We start from the raw sequence: 17980 nt of genomic DNA, 5'->3' as shown, positions 1-17980 counted from the left end.
ATGTACTGACCTACTAACCAATAGTACGAAGTATGTATCACCGAACTTTTTTCCTTAAATCTATTATAACTTTCTTTGAAACTAAATATAGCCCCTCACACAAACTTCGCTGGTGAGGGGAGGATCTATATAGATTTTTTTACCCTTACATCGTTTTTTGACTGCTGAGCCTTCCTACTTCTTATTTCTGTACTTAGAATAATAAAGCTAACAGTCACACCAACGATCGAAAATATTACCCAAGGTATATTTATATGAATATCTCTTCCAAGATCATATAACATCCCACCTAATAAATTCCCTACCATACCACCAATGGCTAACGCTAACCCATTAAAGCCAAAATAGGAAGCTATTAAGGTTTGTGGTGCAATGTCAGCAATCTGTTTACTAATCATAGGTTGGATAAACATTTGACCAAAAGTAAAAACAATAACGGAACAATAAATTCCTACTAGATTGCTACTAAATCCTAGAATAATCAAACCAAGTGTCACACAGGAGCTCCCCAACCCTATTAAATAAGTTGGTGAAAATCTAGAACTTAAGCGATTAATCAGCGGAACCTGAAGAAATACAATGATTAAAGCCCCTGCACTATAAATCATCCCTACATTTACATCCAACAATTGCAAGGACTGCAGTTTTACGGGGACTGCCACGTACAGCTGTACGACAAGAAACCAAACAAATAGTATCAGCGCACAAAACTTCAGGTATTTACGATTAGATGATATTTCCCGTACATTTTCTACAAATGGTTTGGTAGCTTCATTGTTTGAGGTAAGCTTAGGCATCCCAAAATAGCTGATTAGGAAGACGATTAGGAACATCACTCCTGCAGTTATACAAACCCATTGGAAGTTAAACCCCAGCAAAAATGCACCAATAACTGGACCGAAAATAAAGCCCACATTACTTAGCATTTCCCGAATAGCATAAACGGTAGCTCGATTCTCGGAAGTCGATAATACTGTATAATACGCATAACTAGATGGGTGAAATAACGCTCCACCAAGCCCCGACAGAATGGCTGCAACTACTAAGCCGGTCATAGTACTAGCAAAGCCAAAACTGATAAACCCGATCGCTCGAATGAATACACCCAGACAAATGACATTTTTATAGCTTAGCCGGTCAGATATAAACCCACCAAATATCATCAGACCTTGTTGACAAAAACTTCGTATGCCAACGATGATCCCCACTAAAGTTGCCGACAGCAGCAACTGATCTAATAAATAAACCGCTAACAGTGGAATTAACATAAAAAAACCGAGTGCCATCGTGAATGAATTTACAAATAAAATCCATAATGGAATAGGAATTTGTTTCAAACTTCTTTTATAGGTAATCATTTATCTCCCTTCTTTTAGCCTCCATTTTTGATTCTCTTTGTAAAGAAAGAGCCTCTTTTTAAGAGACTCTCAGCTATTAATATACTTTTGCTACTTCAATGCGAAAGGTTTTATTATTTTCTGTAAAATAGAACTGTAGTCCATGATCTTGATCATCCATAAAGTAAGAAACGTATTTCGGTTGTTGCTTCTTCATTGGATGAAGGAGCGTGACAATTCGATGACGTGTAGCTTTGTTTGTTTGAGCTTGAAGACGCCAATGAATTGGAAGTCCTTCTATTTCACGTAAATCAACACCAGGATAATCGTTGTATTGATTTACTTCCAACTCTCCACTAGAGCAGTAGACAAATTTCCCCTCTAAAGTAGCTTTCTCACCTTCTAGTAAAAATGACTGATGTTTAATTTTCATTTCATGTAACGAATGTAGCAACCAATCTACCTTTCCTGGCTGCTCTAGATCAATCGTATCAATCAGCACAAAATAGGAGTTATTTACAAAATATGTTTCACGAACAAATTTCTTTAAGTAAGGCACGTGATATTGATAGGCATTTGTTGCATTCGAACGAATATATGCATAATTTTCATGGTCTTCAACTGCTTCAATTTTTCCATTTGCCTCCATAGCAATAAATTTATCCTTGTCAGCAAATTGACCTTTTCCATCAATTAAAATGGCATTTTTTGATATGGTTTGGCGCCTCCAGTTCATATGCATCGTACTATTAAAAGCAACATAATATCCACTGTGAATAGCCAATGGCTCGCCAAATGCATGTAACATAAAGGCATTTTGATCACCATGACTATGACTTATCGAACCATACTGACTACTTTTTGTTAAGTACATAATATGTTCATTAGGATCATCCATGCGGTGATGCATGGCCACCCAGTCTACATCTTTAAACCATTTTACTTTTGGTAAATTCGTTGGAACTTTTGATTCAATGACTGGAAAATCGTGGAGATACATCATCTCATCAAAGTAAAAGTCCCACCAACCTTTATTGTAAAATTCCTCTTCAGTACCGACATTATATTTCTTCGTCTCCTCATAGAACCATTGGTAATATGGATTACCAGTAACACCTGCAAACTGACGAATATTATAACCAACCTTTAAACTTGTCAATTCTCCGAGACTAGCAATATCGCCAAAGCTCGCCCGCTTTGTATCAGGTGAGTATACGTATAGAGGAAAATCCCCTGTTTTTTGGAAGAATGGTCGCTGATAATAGTCTAAGCCATTGAACTTCTTCACCAGGTTTAACGCATCAATCACGTATGCCATTCCTGTCATCCAGTAGTGTGCACCTTCAGCCCAACCACCATCTGCTCCGCCCCATGGTGTATAAAGGCCGCTATAATACTCTAATGTATAATCTAACCATTCCCTTGCCTCTGGGACTTCATCAAACAAGGCAATACAACATGGAACTAAAACTGAAGATAATGAACGAACAGCATGACTATCATATGGTACATGGTGAATTTTTGAGCGCTCCATCACATGAAACGCGACTTGTTCTGTGCGACGGAATAACTTCGAGCGTACTTGTTGTTTCTCCTCTTTAGACAAATGCTCATTTAACCAATCATATCCCCAAGCCAAAGCACCAGCAATTCTGAAAGCTGCCTCATCATTATAATCTCTCGACGTAGTTCCTTCGGTATCCCAGCTAGTAACGTGTAATAGCCATTCCTTTGCTTTGGCGATCAGTTCACTGTCATTTAACACTACCCCTGCTACACTCAAGTGCCTAACTGCATAAAGTGCTTCTTGGCAATCTAAATACATTTGTCTCCAAAGCTTAGCCACCCGTTTATTCCCAGGATACGGTGCCGGCTCATCAATTAATGGTAGCTGTATATAAGGCTGAACAGATTTTTCATAAAAAGTTGACCACTGGCAGTATTCAGGCTGTTGGCTTACATTAAAACGAAAATCAAGCAATTCATTTTCGGAAAACCATAATCTTGGCCGACCTAAGTTAGCTTTTTCGTAGCGAGCATTTCTACTAGGTAAAGGTGTTTCTGGTAACTGATCGTCAATTTGAAAGGACCTTATTTCGCTCCAACTACTTATCCTCGTTTCTTGGTCAATTTCATCTAAAAGTGCGTATCGCCAATAATACGTTCCAGGAGAATATGAGTGATTAGGAGTAAAAAATTTAAGTTGATAGGCTGATAAACTCTAGTAAATTCGAGTTCAAAAACTTGAGATGATGAAACCTCTAGCACATATACTTCACCATCTAACTTTGCTGGCATCCACGTAAATCGTGGTGGATTTTCGATGATCTCAGTCGTTTCTACAGGCTGATATGGAACATTTAACTTGCCACTTTCAGGTTGATATAAGTCAATTAGAGTATGATTCACAAAGACACCTCCTGCTTTTATTAGTTTAGCGCATGTACATTCCGCCGTTTATTTCAATCGTTTCTCCCGTTAAATAATTTGCTAAATCCGAAACAAGATATAACACAGCGCCCGCAACATCATCTGGGTTTCCTTCCCTCTTAAGAGGAATACTATTGACTGTATTTACTCTACCTTCAGAAGTCGTAAACGTATCATGGAAAGGCGTTTGTCCAATAAACCCTGGGGATACGGCATTGACGGTTATCGAGTGTGGCGCTAATTCCTTAGCCAACGCTTTTGAAAATGTTAATACAGCAGCTTTGGAAGCTGCATATGCTGCTGCCCCTGGTCCTCCACCATTATGAGCAGCAATCGAAGTCATATTGACAATTTTCCCTTTCGTCGTTTTCATTAGTGGAATGGCTTGCTGTGAGACCAAAAATGTACTAGTTACATTGACATCCATGATCCTATGCCAAAGCTCCTCACTCATTTCCTCCACAGGAGCTCTTTGCACTAAATGCCCTGCATTATTTACTAAAATATCTAATTCATGATTAAAAAAAGCAGCTGTCTCCTTCATAAATGCAGTTATATCATCCTTTTTTAGGACATCTCCTTGAACAGCCAAAGATTGCCGCCCCATATCTTCAATAAGCCGCACAACTTCCTCAGCTCCTTTTGCATTGCTACCATAATGAACGACAACATCCGCTCCTGCTTTGGCTAAAGCTAGAGCAATCCCCCTTCCAATACCGGTACCTCCACCTGTTACTAGTGCCTTTTTGCCTTGTAAATCTATCATCTTACATCTCACCTTTCGATCGTTTTATCATTATTTTGGTAAGCATTCAATTCTTTAATACTAGGTGCCCCGTGATAGTCACCTAACTGTGCTACCACACTCGCACCACACCAATTACCAATCGTCAGACTTTCTTCTATTGAGAGACCTTCCATTTGACCGTATAAAAATCCAGCATTAAAAGCATCTCCAGCCCCTACAGTATCAACTACAAAAACATTTTTTAAAGCTTTGGAGTTATAAGTTTTATTTCCGCAAAGCGCTGATGCTCCTCTTTCACCTTTTTTTACAACCAACATTGTTTTTTCAGGTAACTTCTTTTTTAATGCAGTTATCGAGGCAGAGATATCTCGGCTATTAGCGCATATTTTCGCCTCATCTTCAGATAAGAATAAGATATCTATATATTGATATAGCTTTGTAAATGCTAATCTAGCATCTACTTCTGACCACAACTTCAAACGCATGTTGATATCAAAACTAATTACTATGCCTTCTTGCTTACAAAACTTCATTACCTCTAGAACAGTCTTTAAAGAGGTTTCCCCTAAAGCTGGCGTGATCCCTGTTAGATGGATCCGTTTCGCTTTTTTTATATATTGAAATGGAATTTCTTTAATTGTTAATGTAGAGGCTGCAGAATTTCGGCGGTAATAATAAACATGAACCTGTTCTTTACTTAAAATCTCTTTAAACATGATTCCAGTAGGAGATTCGGTAGAAAGTTGTACTTGGGATACATCAACACCTTCTCCACGGACTGTTTTCAAAATTTGATTTCCGAATGGATCATCGCCCAATTTGCTAATCCACCCTACCTCTTTACCTAACCTCGCTAAGCCTATTGCTGTATTAGTCTCAGCACCACCAATTGATTTACTTAAGTCTGGAAAAGCTTCTAGCTGACCCATTTGCCGAGATGAGAAACAGACCATAGTTTCTCCAATAGTAATCAGATCCATTGTCAAATCTCCTTAGTTACTTTCAATTTATTTATTCAAATTACTTGTTAGGTTAAACTCATTCTCACAAAACCTTTTTCCTCTATTCTCTTGAATGCAAATAGTGATAATTTGGTATATAGTAAAGCTGTGACACTAATACCAATCAAAAAATAGATGATTGGAATGTAAATCAAAATCAAATACAATCCTAAAGTACTTAAACACAACCCTAAAGATATATGCGGCTGGGTAACCACAACAGTTAAAGCTAAACGGATGCGATCAGGCCACTTCATTTCGAAGTGAGTAAAAATAGGGATAATAACCATTGAGCATAATAAATACAAAATTAGTAAACTAACAAATAAAGCCCCTAAAATTACGGTTAGTAAGTGGTCATAACTAAATAGAAGTCGAACATCATAATACAAAAATAGACCGGTAATAATCCATAAAAAGCTAAACCACTGTTTTTTCAAATATTTTCGGTAATGTTGCCAAAAGCGCTTTCCTACATTATTTTCTTCACCTTGTAAACGCTTTCTTATCACTTCAAAAACAGCGTACGTTGCAGGGCTAATCCCTAAAACACCAAGACCAATGGCAACCCCTAATAACCAACACAACTGAACAATAAACAAAAAGTAAATCCACTCACTTATTTGTGTAAAACGGCTCATCATTCCATCTACCACATGAACACCTCCACTCACTTTGAAGATTGAACCTTTTCTACGATTCGAATAGCCCTATCGTAAATAACATCATATTTCTTCTCATGCATTGCGGCTAAATCAACTAGTGAACCACCTACTCCAACTGCAATGGCTCCGGCACGAATATACTCACATGCGTTGTCGACTGAAACCCCTCCCGTTGTGATTATCGGGATTTTACCTAGTGGACCTTGAACATCCTTGATAAAAGAAGGTCCAAGTGTTGCAGCAGGGAAAATTTTCACTGCATCGGCACCAGCTTCAATAGCATGATAAATTTCGGTAGGTGTCATTACCCCAGGTGCAACAAGAGTTTTATGGTCTCTCGCTACTTCAACCACTTCCTTCGAAAAAATTGGACTAAATACAAAGCTTGCACCTGCTCGAATAACCTCTCGTGTAGCTATACCACTGACAACGGTTCCTGCCCCAATAACAGCCTCTTCCTTAAAATGTTTTACTGCATCTTCAATCATTTTTATTCCCTGATCTGAATCCACTGTAATCTCTAACAAATGAATACCAGCTTTAACTAAAGTTTCAGCTAAAGGAAGAAAATGATCGTAAGGAACTTTTCGTAAAACAGCTATAACACCGAGTGCCTCAAATTCTCTTAGAACTGCTTGCTTTATCATCGCGACATCCAACCACCATCCACGACTAACACGTGTCCATTGACATAATCCGAGGCGGTTGATGCTAGAAATACTGCAGCACCTACTAAATCACTGACTTGCCCCCAACGACCTGCAGGGATTCTCTCTAAAATTGCGGTACTTCTCGCTTCATCTTCCCTTAGCGCTGCTGTATTTGCTGTTGAGATATATCCAGGTGCTATCGCATTTATTTGCACACCTTTGTTTGCCCATTCATTAGCAAAAGCTTTTGTAATTCCAGCAACACCATGTTTGCTTGCAGCATAACCTGGAACAGTGATTCCCCCCTGAAATGAAAGAAGCGATGCGATATTAATAATCTTTCCAGACCCACGTTCTAGCATTTGTTTTGCAACTTGTTGTGAAACTATAAATACAGCACTTAAATTAATATCAATAACCGACTGCCAATTTTCAAGAGTATGTTCTATTGCTGGCTCTCGGCGGATAATACCTGCATTGTTTAAAACAATATCAATTGTATTTTCAGAGACAATCTTTTGAAAACTTTGAGTGATATTTGGTACATCTAATAAATCGACAAGATAAGAAGTCGAGGTTCTTCCCAGCTCAGCAATCCTTTTTTCCGTTTCTTCCATAGGAGAAGAACCAACTAACACAAGATCTGCTCCCGCCTCTGCAAATGCAATTGCTATTGCCTGACCAATTCCCCGTCCCGCTCCAGTAACTAGTGCCGTTCTTCCTTCTAAAGAAAACAAATTAGACATAGTCTTCCTCCTTAAAGATTGTGAACATCTCACATGCGACTCAAAACTCAAAACTCAAAACTCAAAACTCAAAACTCAAAACTCAAAACTACTTCAAGTCTTTCATCTCAATAAACTCCATATCAGTAAACGTATAGTTTTCTCCTGCCATAGCCCAAATAAATGTATAATTTCCTGTCCCTACCCCTGAGTGGATTGACCAGCTAGGTGAAATAACAGCTTGCTCATTGCTTACGACAAGATGCCTTGTTTCATGTGGTTGGCCCATAAAATGAAACACTCGATTGTCCTCACCCAAGTCAAAATATAGGTAGACTTCCATTCTTCGATCATGAATATGCGCTGGCATTGTATTCCACATATTGTTTGGCTCTAACAATGTCATACCCAACATTAATTGACAGCTTTTTGCTCCATCTGCATGAATGTACTTGTAGATCGTTCTTTTATTAGATTGACTATCATCACCTAAACGAACGGGTTCCGCTTGCTCAATACTGATCTTTTCTGTTGGGTAGTTCGTATGGGCTAGTGTAGACACGAGATAAAATTTAGCCGGAAGCGAAGGATCTATCGACTCAAATGTCACTTCCTCTATTCCTTTCCCAACATAAAGACCATCCTTATTTGAGAGTTCGTAAGCTTCTCCTGATACCTTAACTACTCCATGACCACCAATATTAATAATTCCAATTTCTCTTCTTTCTAAGAAGTAATCTGTCTTTAAAAAGTCACCTGCAGCTAGTTTAATAGCTCCTTTTATTGGAAAAGCTCCACCAATAACGACTCGATCTTCGTGAGAGTAAGTAAGTCTCAACTCGTCTTTGACGAATAGTTGTTGAATTAAATATTCATCTCTTAACTTTTCTGTAGTATAGCTCTTTGCTTCTTGTGGATTGGTTGCATAACGATTTTCCATTTTAAACCTCCCTTATCAAACTTCACAGGAATAGTTTAGCATCAACACAAAAATTCAAACTATTGGCATTCTTTGTTTTGCAGTTGTTTTTTTTTAGATTCAAGTGGAATAGAGTAAAAAAAACAAAGTTGATGATTAAATCAACTTTGCTTTTGCACATATATACTCTATCGCTTTAGTAAATCCTCACGTAATGGTGTGAAAGTATCAATTAGGACTCCCGCTTCTAACGCAATCGCTCCATGTTTTTTATTACTAGGAATAACTAAAGTTTCACCGGCTTTAATGATGTGTTTTACTCCGTCAATTGTAAATTGGAAACGACCTTCTTTACAGTATGTTAACTGCTCATGTGGATGACTATGTTCATAACCTTCTGCACCTTTTTCAAAATGAACTTCCATCATCATTAATTGTTCTCCAGGAGAGAATACTTTCCTTTTTACACCTGGCTCTGCTTGTTCCCATTGTCCAATCAATATTAAAACTCCTTTCTCTTTAACATTCTATTTTCATAGTATCAAAGAAAAAGGAGGATATGATTGGTGCTTTTTTATACGCAGTTTGTTTATTTTTAGTTTAGTTAAATTCACTATTTAACTTATTTTTTCAATCAAGACATTCCTAGGAAGATTCATTTCCACAGTTGTTCCGTTTCCTTCTTCAGAATGTACCCTTAATCCATACTGTTTTCCAAATATTAATTGGATTCTTCTATGGACATTACTTACGCCAATTCCCATTTTTAGATCTGTACTTTCTTCACTACTTGAAGACAAATTTGCGTTAATTTCTGCTAAACGCTCAACAGATATTCCTGAACCATCATCAATTACTTTTACAATTAATTGTAGTTCTCCTAGCTCAGCATTAATGATGATTTTTCCTTCATAACGTTTTTTTCTTAAGCCGTGATGAATGGCATTTTCAACAAGTGGCTGCAAAGATAATTTAACAACGTCTTCTTTATACAAATCATGTGATATATCAAATACAACGTCAATTTTTCTTTGAAAGCGATGTTCTTGAACAATAAGAAAATTTCTTATGTGCTTAAGTTCATCTTCTAGTGTAACCACTTCAAAATTACGTACCGAATAACGAAACATTTGCGAAAGGGCTTCTGTCATCTCTGAGATCTCGTCAGCTTCATTTAGAATGGCATAAGCATTCATTGTTTCCAACGTATTATGGAGAAAGTGTGGATTTATTTGCGATTGAAGTGCTTGAAGCTCAATTCTCTGTTTTTCGATTTGAACAGTTTTATTTTTCAATTGCGACTTGTAGAGGTCTTCGATTAAATTAGATACTCTTTCGACCATTTTGTTATAACTCTTAACAACACTACTAATTTCATCTTCCCCATGTAATGCTTTAATTCTTTCCCATTCTCCCTGTTCCATCTTCTTCATGCCGGTTTGCACTCTTCTTAACGGAATAACAATGCTTCTCGTAAAAAATATTGATATAATAAGCGCAAATAATAAGGCAACGGTCGCTGCAAAAATTGCATTTCTTTTCATACCTGAAACAGGCTCCAACACTATCTTCTCAGGTGTCATTGCTACTAAGGTCCAATCAGTTTCCGTGGAATGTGTGTAATAAAAAATCGTCTCTTCTTTTTCCCATTCAGTAGTAAATGTCCCTTTTTTATGCCCGCGGAATTTGTCCCATATATTTTCTGGCAAAGGTTTACCTAACCAACTTTCATCAAGACTATAAACAATCGAACCATTAGAATCTACAATCCCAAAAGTAGTCCCATTAGGTAATTGGGCGATATTCCAAAGCTTGTCTAATGAAGAAGCATTGATCTCAAGACCCAAGATCCCTTTAGGAATAAATGAGGTTAGCCCTCTAACTCTACGTTTGATCGTCACGACGTGTTGATGGTTGTGCAAGCCCGGGCTCATTAGTATACTGATACTCCCACTTTCCGAGGTTGTTTCTAGAAGTCTATCATAAACACTTTTCGAAGGTATAGACTCACTTCCCTCAAAGATTCTATCCTCAGAAAGAACATATCTCCCGTTCTCCCCTATTAAATAAATTAAGTTGATATCAGGATGTTGTATCGACAAATGTGACATTTTCTTTTTAATTTCAGTGTAAAGGTTATAAGAAGCTAATGATTGATTTGTATGTAAATCTAGAAAATATTTTATGTTTACATCGGTAAGAAGAGGCAAGGTAGCTAGTTCTAAATCTCGGATATAGCGATCGGTTTGATAGCTAGTATTTTCAACGATATATTCCAAATGTTTTTTCGCTTGATCTTTCATTTCATTTTCAGCTTGATAATAGATTAGCCATGTGACAAGGGCTATAGCCACAAAGATAACAATAGAAAAATAAAGCAAAAGTTGCTGCATGATGTTTAATTTATAAATAAATTTCCGCATTAATCGATCCCCATTTTTGCCCTAAATTCCGAAGGTGTAATACCCGTATATTTTTTAAATGTCTTTGTAAAATGTGGATGGTCATTTAAGCCTATTAAGCTTGGAATATCAATTACTCTTATATCCTTTTTAAGCAGTAAATTTTTAGCAAACTCCATTCTTAGTCGAATTCGATATTTCACAAATGTTTCACCTGTTTCTTTTTTGAACAATTGACTAAAGTAGGATGAATTTAAGCCAAGCCTATTAGCGACCTCATCTAAACTTACTTCTTGAGCAATATGCTTATTTATATAATCTTTTGCGACTTCGATTGGATCTACTTCGTTACCTTTTCGATTTTGCTCGATAATTTTTATCATTTCATGACACTTCTCAAGAAATTGTTTATTTGCTAAAGCCATTGTTTCCTTAGAAATGTCCCATTGAACAGCTTGAGTAATCTGGCTTCCTCTATTTTTTAAGCGGTGGAAAAGAACTTCTAACATATGAGATAGCAACTCACAATAATAATCGAGGGAAATCGATTTATCTTCAATCATTTCCTCCCATTGATTAAACTCTTCTTTTAACAAACCTTGGTTAATCTCCCAAATTGCTTGCTCAAATTTGTTTATAACCTGCTCAATTTTATCAGCACCTATAAAATCTTTTTGACTATTACTTACATTTTGAAGACAGTTTAGTAGTGTATCGGTAAGTTTCTTTTTGGTTACTGGTTTTAATAGATATTCTTTTACACCAAATGTAATGGCCTTTTGAGCAAATTCAAATTTATCATAACCAGATACAATCACCCATTGTGTTTTTAATTTTGGTTTCTGCCATTTTTCTATTAAAGAAAGCCCATTTATCTCCCCCATCTCAATGTCGGTGAAAATGATGTCGTACTCATGCTCTTGTAAATGTTGATCCGCTTCCTCTGCACTTTCTACGTCAGTTATTACTAATTTCTCAAGTCCCTCTACTTCAATTTGACTTAATAGTCTAACTAAACCTCTTCTGATTAATGGTTCATCCTCAACAACTAGAATTCTCATGTCGACACCCCTTTGAAGCGCTTTCAGTTTTTTTTATTATACATAAATTTTCGGAAAATTGACATATTTTAAAAATTGATACTAAAAAAAACACAAATACTACAAAACCTACTCTATTGTTGTAAGCCCTTTCACAACATATGATTAAGCTACATTATTACAAGGAGGAAGCAAAAATGATGCTAAAGCAAAATTTACGAACGATGTGGAAGTTCAAAGCGCTATATTTAATTGCCCTACCAGGGATTGCATATTTTATTCTCTTTAAATATGTTCCCTTAATGGGGTCCGTCATTGCCTTTCAAAACTATAATATATTCCATGGGGTAACAGGTAGTTCCTGGGTTGGTCTAGCCCATTTCGAAAAAATGTTTAGTTATCCAGAATTCATTAGAATTTTAAAAAATACTCTACTAATTAATCTCTATGATATTCTTTTTGCTTTTACAGCACCGATTGTCTTAGCTCTAATGCTGAATGAAGTACGTAAGGTTGTTGCCAAGCGGCTCATTCAAACCATTGTTTATATGCCCCACTTTTTGTCTTGGGTCATTATAAGTGGGATATTTATTGGCGTATTATCACCTTCTTCAGGTCTTATTAATAATTTTATTCAATCTTTAGGGTATGAACCTATTTATTTCCTCGGTGACGATAGTTATATCCGGTCAATTATAGTTGGTTCTGGAATTTGGAGAGATACAGGCTGGGGAACGATTATTTACCTTGCAGCACTAGCTGGAATTAATCCTGCTTTATATGAAGCGGCCGATGTTGACGGAGCTAATCATTGGCAAAAAATGTGGAACATTACTCTTCCGTGTTTATTACCAACAATCACAATCTTATTTTTACTGCAAATTGGTAATTTCTTAGACTTTGGTTTTGAAAGAGTCTATGTATTTCTAAATCCACTCAATCGGGTAAATGGTGAGATTTTCGATACGTATATTTATCAAGTTGGTTTATTACAAAATCAATTTAGTTATACAACTGCCATTGGCATATTTAAATCTATCGTAGGTTTGGTACTTTTAGTTGGTGCAAACTGGCTAAGCCGAAGAGCGACAGGTAACAGTTTATATTAGAAAGGAGAAACGAGCATGCCTTTAAAAGAAAGTCCTTCCAGGAAAGCATTTTTAAAAATTAACTTAGGAATACTCATTATTTTTTCATTGATCATGTTACTCCCATTTCTACACGTCCTAGCACAATCGTTTAGTAGTTCAGGTGCTATTGACCGCGGTGAAGTCATTTTTTGGCCAGTAGAATTAACTTTTGCTAATTACAATTATGTTTTTCAGGATATGAGTATCTGGAGAGCGTTTGGGGTTACTGTTTTCATTACGATCGTTGGAACGATCTTTAACCTTATTGCTACCGCAACTTTAGCATATCCACTCTCAAGACAAGAGTTTATAGGGAGAAAATTTCTATTATTTATGGTTCTCTTTACGATGATTTTCTCAGCACCGTTAATTCCTACGTATTTACTAGTTCAAAAGCTCGGCATGTTAAATTCATTATCGGCTTTAATCATCCCTACTGCGATTAGTGCTTTTAACTTTTTCGTAATGAGGTCATTCTTTTTAAATATTCCGCAAGAGTTAATCGACTCTAGCAGAATTGACGGCTGTGGAGAACTACGAATTTTATTTCAAATTGTTTTACCTTTGTCGAAACCAGCTCTTGCTACTTTAGGAATTTTTTATGCCGTTTTTCATTGGAATACCTATTTCAATGCCTTAATGTATATTGAAAATAGAAGATTATATCCTTTACAAGTAAAGCTAAGAGAAATGATCGTTGATGACTCTTTAGTTGCTGACCCAACATCTGACGTTTTTACCACAATGTTATCAACGTCCCCAGAAGGAATAAAAATGGCAACAATCATTGTCGCAACCATCCCTATTTTAATGGTTTATCCATTTTTGCAACGCTTTTTCATCAAAGGCTTCTTGTTAGGAAGTATGAAAGACTAGTAATATGTTTGTCTTGAAAATAAACATTTTCTCTATAAAAACTGTTATAATCTATGAAAATTGAATTGATTTTTATTTAAAACTAAAAAAAGAACAATCCAATCTAAAAACAGACAATTTTAAAAGTTCAATTTGACTGTTAATTTAATAAATGTAAGCACTTTCATTTTTCTTAATATTCAAAATACCAAGGAGGCCAACTAATGAACAGAAAACATTTAGGTATTACAGCATTAATATTCATTTTAGCATTACTCTTAGCAGCCTGTTCCACTAAGGAAACGACACAACCTACGCCAGAGAACAACCAAAATGAAAATACTACAGAAACAGATCCAAAGGATAACGAAGAGGTAAAATTAGATCCATTAAAGTTCTCTATCTCGATGAGAACACTTGCAACAGCGTATGTTGAAAGTCACCCAGATATTAATGAAGACAAATGGGTGAAGAGTTTAGAAGAAATGACAAATACTGATATGACGATCCGACTAATCCCCCATCGTGAATATGTCGAAAGAATGACCTTAATGCTAGCGTCAGGAGATATTCCAGATGTTGTGCAAGCGTCGGGCGGTGTATTAGGACCAGAATTAGCAGGTGCTGTTGAAGCCGGTGTGTTTATGCCTTTAGATGACTTATTAAAAGAACATGGGCAAAACTTACTTAAAGTAATCCCTCAAGAAGCATGGGATCAAGTAACCTACGACGGAAAAATTTATGCTATTCCTGATTATCTAGCAAACAGATCACGTCGTGGTACAGCAATTCGAATGGATCTTCTTGAACAAACTGGATTAGGTATTCCAAAAACGACCGATGAGTATTTAGATGTATTACGTGCTTTTAAACAATTAGGTGTTGAAAATCCATTCCAAGGTCGTGAAAGTTTCAAATACGCGGATACATTCTTTGGCGCCTTCGATGCCTTCCCTTACCAATGGGAATATTATAACGGAGAAGTTGTTCCTAAATTTATGGCTGGCGATAAAATTAAAGATGCTCTTGAATACCATAGAGTCCTTTACCAAGAAGGTTTAATTCACCAAGAGTTTTTAACAACCCCACAACCTGAATACAGAAGTAATATTATTGCTGGTAAAGCTGGTATGTGGTCAATGAACGCTGAAGAAGTTCTAGCATGGGAATCTGAAATTCAACAAAACGTACCAGAAGCTAGAGTAGCTATTATTCCTTCACCTGTTGGTCCAGATGGCCACGGTGGTCACTACTTATATAACAGCGTTATTCGCTCTTTCTTAATTAATTCAAAAACAAAGGTTGATGTTGAACGTTTAATTCAATATTTTGATTGGCAAGTATCAGATGAAGCAGAAATGTTTTTCACATACGGTGTTGAAGGAGAAACTTATACTTTAGATGCTAATGGAAATGTTAATTATGAAATTCCAGAAGATTCTAATGGCCTTAATGAACAACGTTACCGCTCTTACTGGTTATGGTTAGTGAAAGATGCGACGTATACAAAAGGAATTCTTGAGCTAACTGAAGATGGGCAAGAACTAATTAGGATCTTCGATGATATCTTAGCAAATGAAGGTCGCGATAGCATTCATTATGATCCACCAATTGAAGCATTACAAAGTAACCCAGATATCCGTCCAGGTAGTGATATTCCATCAAGTGTTTGGATGAGTGGTGCTGCAAGAATTATCCTTGGTCAAGAGCCAATCGAGTATCATGACAAAATTGTTGAAGAATGGTTAAACAAAGGCGGACGCCAAGCAATCGAAGAATCAACGAAACGATATAACGAAAACAACGGTGTTCAGAAGCCAAACTAGTCATTAATAAAAACATTTGAAGTGCGAATTAGCTACTAATTCGCACTTCATTTTTGGTTTATAGTTTACCATTTTAGTCCCTTTGCATTCTGTTCTTTTTATGAAATTGCAAATGTCTATGATGGGTAAGTGTAGAAGACTTACAAGAAGCGAATCCAAATGAAGATCCTTATGAACTGACCATAGGTTCCAAGATCGTTATTCCACTAAACTAGCAGACTATTTAGGAGTGCCTGTATCAAAATGATGCAGGCGCTTTTTTTATTGCTACCTCTCTCAAGCAGATCGATTTAGATATTGCTTTAAGGCTGTGCCGATTTCCCATCTTGTTTTTAATCTAGATATCTTTAAGCAAATCAGAGAACAAGGAAACAAATTTAAGAATTATTTAAGACTTCGTTAAGTACCTGTTTATATTTACTAGGTACATTATAAGTATCAAATGATCAAGGAGGCATTACCAAATGCTAACAGCTTATTTTCTACATAGAGTATTGGCACTCTTATTTCTACTACTTATTCCCCTACCTTTTGTTTCATTAGTAAAAAGACGCAAGAAAACTGAATTGGGATCTGCAGTGATTTGGTTAAATATCATTCGAATTACAAACCTTGGCTTAGTAGTTGTATTAATTTCAGGAATTACACTTTATCCGTTCTTTAGCTCGATCCGTACATGGGTAGCCATTGTTTTAACACTAGCCATCGGTGGATTATTAGGAGTTCTTTCGAAACAATTGAAGCAATACATCCTTACAGGTGATCAAAGTTCACGATTGAACCTGTTACAACGTATTTCCATTTTAGGTTTTAGCTATATCGGTGTAATTGTTATAATTTTTGGCTTTATGAGTCACTGGTACCAATTCTAGATCATGGTCGTTTATTTTTGGATACTAAGAATTTCGTCCAAAATTTTAAGATAGCAATATAAATCGAGGAGGTTCACGATGAAAAAGAAACTATTGTCCTTAACTGTTGTGTTGACTGGTTTATTGTTAGGGGTTGGATTTTATACCGTATTAGCTAGTAGTTCAGGCTATGATGCGTATAAAGAGGCGTTTATTGAAACTCATAAAATGAAAAGTGGTGTTGTCAGTATTGATATGAGCATTTCCAATAATGGCGAGTTACTTCAAGAACTTACGATGCAAAACGCATATAACCTTGAAGAACAACGTAGTTTAACAAATATTGCTCTAACTACACTAGAAGAGAAATTACAGTTAATAATGAATAACGAGAAAAACCTTACTTATATTGAAAATGGTCAAGATGATACGACTTACGTGATTGAAAGCAAGAGAGATCCTGCCGAAGTAAAGGAAAAACACGCGAAATACCATAACAAGGAACTATTAAAAATTGCTGAGCTTGTAGTTGATAGTTTAACGAGCCCGCTTCACGATAGTTTTGTAATGGGTTCAGACAACTCGATCTCTTTTAATATCACGAATGAAGAAATTCCTACAGTCATTCATGCGATGGGAACATTTATGGTCAAAAAGAGTTTCGAGCATCATGCAAATATTGAATTAAATACAGACGACTATCCATTTCTACCGAGTACTTACCAGCAAGTACTTCCAGCGTTAACGACAGAGATTTCCTTTGATGAAGTTACGCTTGATGTACAATTAACAGAAGCAGGAATGCTGAAACGTCAACAAGCCTTCGTAAAAATGTCAGGAAAAGATCATGAAGGACAATCACACACAATCACCATTCAGTTCAATGTTAACTTCGAAAACATCAACGAGATAAGTGTTACACCACTAAACCTTGATGGTAAGAAATTAGAAACCATTGAATTAAAACAGTTCCATAAGTATCACTAATAATTAAACACAAATAGGGCGCATGAATTGCCCCTATTTGTGTTTACAAGGCTCTTTTCTTAAGGCTCTTTTCTAAAACCTTTTTGCTTCTTAACCTAAAATGAAAAAAAATTCTTTATATGGAGATATCACCTAATAAATTTAGTAGAAAAGAGCACTACTTACTAAATAAGTAGTGAAATTCTAGTATATTTGTGTAAAAATCCGGCTTTTGGGATTTTTACGAAAGCAACAAACTTTACGAAAACAAACTTTCTTAAACATTGCTCCTGCGGTTACTCGTCGCACAAAAAAACTTGTTGTTTTTTAACCTAAAATAATTAATAAAATCCCCTAGTTGAAGAATTCACCTAGTAGAATAAGTAAGAAAAGAGCAATGCTTACTAAATTAGTAGTGATATCTTAGTGTTTATT

Annotated in this window: 17 protein-coding genes and 1 pseudogene; 5 read left to right on the top strand and 13 right to left on the bottom strand. The window is 36.2% G+C overall.

The genetic code is table 11. From position 1 onward, the window contains the following. Positions 1 to 125: 125 nt before the first annotated feature. The 13 genes and pseudogenes from H1D32_RS17395 to H1D32_RS17345 all read right to left on the bottom strand — a co-directional run bounded on the left by H1D32_RS17395 (position 126) and on the right by H1D32_RS17345 (position 11938). Entirely contained in the window at positions 126 to 1358 is a 1233-nt protein-coding gene (locus H1D32_RS17395) for an MDR family MFS transporter (protein WP_261179541.1), read from the bottom strand. 76 nt (positions 1359 to 1434) lie between these two features. Next, on the bottom strand, positions 1435 to 2235 hold the full coding sequence (locus H1D32_RS25090; protein ID WP_314733464.1) for a heparinase II/III domain-containing protein: 801 nt from the start codon (positions 2233 to 2235) through the stop codon (positions 1435 to 1437). A gap of 222 nt (positions 2236 to 2457) precedes the next feature. Beyond that, positions 2458 to 3477, bottom strand: a pseudogene (locus H1D32_RS25085) (DUF4962 domain-containing protein); the annotation flags it as partial. Then, on the bottom strand, positions 3474 to 3746 hold the full coding sequence (locus H1D32_RS25080; RefSeq protein WP_314733443.1) for a hypothetical protein: 273 nt from the start codon (positions 3744 to 3746) through the stop codon (positions 3474 to 3476). The gene H1D32_RS25080 and the pseudogene H1D32_RS25085, both read right to left, overlap by 4 nt. Positions 3747 to 3771: 25 nt before the next feature. Beyond that, positions 3772 to 4533, bottom strand: coding sequence for an SDR family NAD(P)-dependent oxidoreductase (locus H1D32_RS17385; RefSeq protein WP_261179540.1), 762 nt, complete (start codon positions 4531 to 4533; stop codon positions 3772 to 3774). 8 nt (positions 4534 to 4541) lie between these two features. Beyond that, positions 4542 to 5495, bottom strand: coding sequence for a sugar kinase (locus H1D32_RS17380; RefSeq protein WP_261179539.1), 954 nt, complete (start codon positions 5493 to 5495; stop codon positions 4542 to 4544). A 47-nt stretch (positions 5496 to 5542) separates the two neighbouring features. Continuing rightward, positions 5543 to 6172, bottom strand: coding sequence for a YesL family protein (locus H1D32_RS17375; RefSeq protein ID WP_261179538.1), 630 nt, complete (start codon positions 6170 to 6172; stop codon positions 5543 to 5545). A 14-nt stretch (positions 6173 to 6186) separates the two neighbouring features. After that, positions 6187 to 6828, bottom strand: a complete 642-nt coding sequence (locus H1D32_RS17370) for a bifunctional 4-hydroxy-2-oxoglutarate aldolase/2-dehydro-3-deoxy-phosphogluconate aldolase (RefSeq protein ID WP_261179537.1) — start codon at positions 6826 to 6828, stop codon at positions 6187 to 6189. Beyond that, a complete protein-coding gene (gene kduD, locus H1D32_RS17365) occupies positions 6825 to 7577 on the bottom strand; it encodes a 2-dehydro-3-deoxy-D-gluconate 5-dehydrogenase KduD (RefSeq protein ID WP_261179536.1) in 753 nt (250 codons plus the stop codon). Before kduD ends, H1D32_RS17370 begins: the two co-directional genes overlap by 4 nt. Positions 7578 to 7665: 88 nt before the next feature. Next, a complete protein-coding gene (gene kduI / locus H1D32_RS17360; RefSeq protein WP_261179535.1) occupies positions 7666 to 8496 on the bottom strand; it encodes a 5-dehydro-4-deoxy-D-glucuronate isomerase in 831 nt (276 codons plus the stop codon). A gap of 167 nt (positions 8497 to 8663) precedes the next feature. Further along, positions 8664 to 8975, bottom strand: coding sequence for a cupin domain-containing protein (locus H1D32_RS17355; protein ID WP_261179534.1), 312 nt, complete (start codon positions 8973 to 8975; stop codon positions 8664 to 8666). A 117-nt stretch (positions 8976 to 9092) separates the two neighbouring features. Continuing rightward, entirely contained in the window at positions 9093 to 10898 is a 1806-nt protein-coding gene (locus H1D32_RS17350; protein ID WP_261179533.1) for a cache domain-containing sensor histidine kinase, read from the bottom strand. Further along, entirely contained in the window at positions 10898 to 11938 is a 1041-nt protein-coding gene (locus H1D32_RS17345; RefSeq protein ID WP_261179532.1) for a response regulator transcription factor, read from the bottom strand. The genes H1D32_RS17350 and H1D32_RS17345 overlap by 1 nt, the downstream gene beginning before the upstream one ends. Before the next feature lie 176 nt (positions 11939 to 12114). On the opposite strand from H1D32_RS17345, the gene H1D32_RS17340 reads away from it, so the two are divergent. The 5 genes from H1D32_RS17340 to H1D32_RS17320 all read left to right on the top strand — a co-directional run bounded on the left by H1D32_RS17340 (position 12115) and on the right by H1D32_RS17320 (position 17566). Continuing rightward, positions 12115 to 13026, top strand: a complete 912-nt coding sequence (locus tag H1D32_RS17340) for an ABC transporter permease (RefSeq protein ID WP_261179531.1) — start codon at positions 12115 to 12117, stop codon at positions 13024 to 13026. A gap of 15 nt (positions 13027 to 13041) precedes the next feature. Further along, positions 13042 to 13923: a carbohydrate ABC transporter permease gene (locus tag H1D32_RS17335; protein ID WP_261179530.1), complete on the top strand. Its 882-nt coding sequence runs from the start codon at positions 13042 to 13044 to the stop codon at positions 13921 to 13923. 203 nt (positions 13924 to 14126) lie between these two features. Continuing rightward, positions 14127 to 15728 (top strand): extracellular solute-binding protein, encoded by a 1602-nt coding sequence (locus tag H1D32_RS17330; RefSeq protein WP_261179529.1) that lies wholly within the window; start codon positions 14127 to 14129, stop codon positions 15726 to 15728. A gap of 464 nt (positions 15729 to 16192) precedes the next feature. Then, a complete protein-coding gene (locus H1D32_RS17325) occupies positions 16193 to 16600 on the top strand; it encodes a hypothetical protein (RefSeq protein WP_261179528.1) in 408 nt (135 codons plus the stop codon). A 78-nt stretch (positions 16601 to 16678) separates the two neighbouring features. Beyond that, positions 16679 to 17566 carry a hypothetical protein gene (locus tag H1D32_RS17320; protein WP_261179527.1) on the top strand — a complete coding sequence of 296 codons (888 nt, stop codon included), beginning with the start codon at positions 16679 to 16681 and terminating at the stop codon, positions 17564 to 17566. The last annotated feature ends 414 nt before the right edge of the window (positions 17567 to 17980 follow it).

Origin of the sequence: Anaerobacillus sp. CMMVII, from assembly GCF_025377685.1 — a bacterium.
Taxonomy (GTDB): Bacteria; Bacillota; Bacilli; order Bacillales; family Anaerobacillaceae; genus Anaerobacillus.
The sequence above is the reverse complement of the archived record's forward strand: the minus strand, read 5'-3'. Positions and strand labels throughout refer to the sequence as shown.

Bases quoted from the DNA above. Each gene is read 5' to 3' on its own strand.
- H1D32_RS17385 (WP_261179540.1), bottom strand. From the start codon at position 4,533: ATGATAGATTTACAAGGCAAAAAGGCACTAGTAACAGGTGGAGGTACC.
- H1D32_RS17345 (WP_261179532.1), bottom strand. From the start codon at position 11,938: ATGAGAATTCTAGTTGTTGAGGATGAACCATTAATCAGAAGAGGTTTA.
- H1D32_RS17335 (WP_261179530.1), top strand. From the start codon at position 13,042: ATGCCTTTAAAAGAAAGTCCTTCCAGGAAAGCATTTTTAAAAATTAAC.
- kduI (WP_261179535.1), bottom strand. From the start codon at position 8,496: ATGGAAAATCGTTATGCAACCAATCCACAAGAAGCAAAGAGCTATACT.
- H1D32_RS17350 (WP_261179533.1), bottom strand. From the start codon at position 10,898: ATGCGGAAATTTATTTATAAATTAAACATCATGCAGCAACTTTTGCTT.
- H1D32_RS17340 (WP_261179531.1), top strand. From the start codon at position 12,115: ATGATGCTAAAGCAAAATTTACGAACGATGTGGAAGTTCAAAGCGCTA.
- H1D32_RS17370 (WP_261179537.1), bottom strand. From the start codon at position 6,828: ATGATAAAGCAAGCAGTTCTAAGAGAATTTGAGGCACTCGGTGTTATA.
- H1D32_RS17325 (WP_261179528.1), top strand. From the start codon at position 16,193: ATGCTAACAGCTTATTTTCTACATAGAGTATTGGCACTCTTATTTCTA.
- H1D32_RS17320 (WP_261179527.1), top strand. From the start codon at position 16,679: ATGAAAAAGAAACTATTGTCCTTAACTGTTGTGTTGACTGGTTTATTG.
- H1D32_RS17330 (WP_261179529.1), top strand. From the start codon at position 14,127: ATGAACAGAAAACATTTAGGTATTACAGCATTAATATTCATTTTAGCA.
- H1D32_RS17395 (WP_261179541.1), bottom strand. From the start codon at position 1,358: ATGATTACCTATAAAAGAAGTTTGAAACAAATTCCTATTCCATTATGG.
- H1D32_RS17380 (WP_261179539.1), bottom strand. From the start codon at position 5,495: ATGGATCTGATTACTATTGGAGAAACTATGGTCTGTTTCTCATCTCGG.
- kduD (WP_261179536.1), bottom strand. From the start codon at position 7,577: ATGTCTAATTTGTTTTCTTTAGAAGGAAGAACGGCACTAGTTACTGGA.
- H1D32_RS25090 (WP_314733464.1), bottom strand. From the start codon at position 2,235: ATGGATGATCCTAATGAACATATTATGTACTTAACAAAAAGTAGTCAG.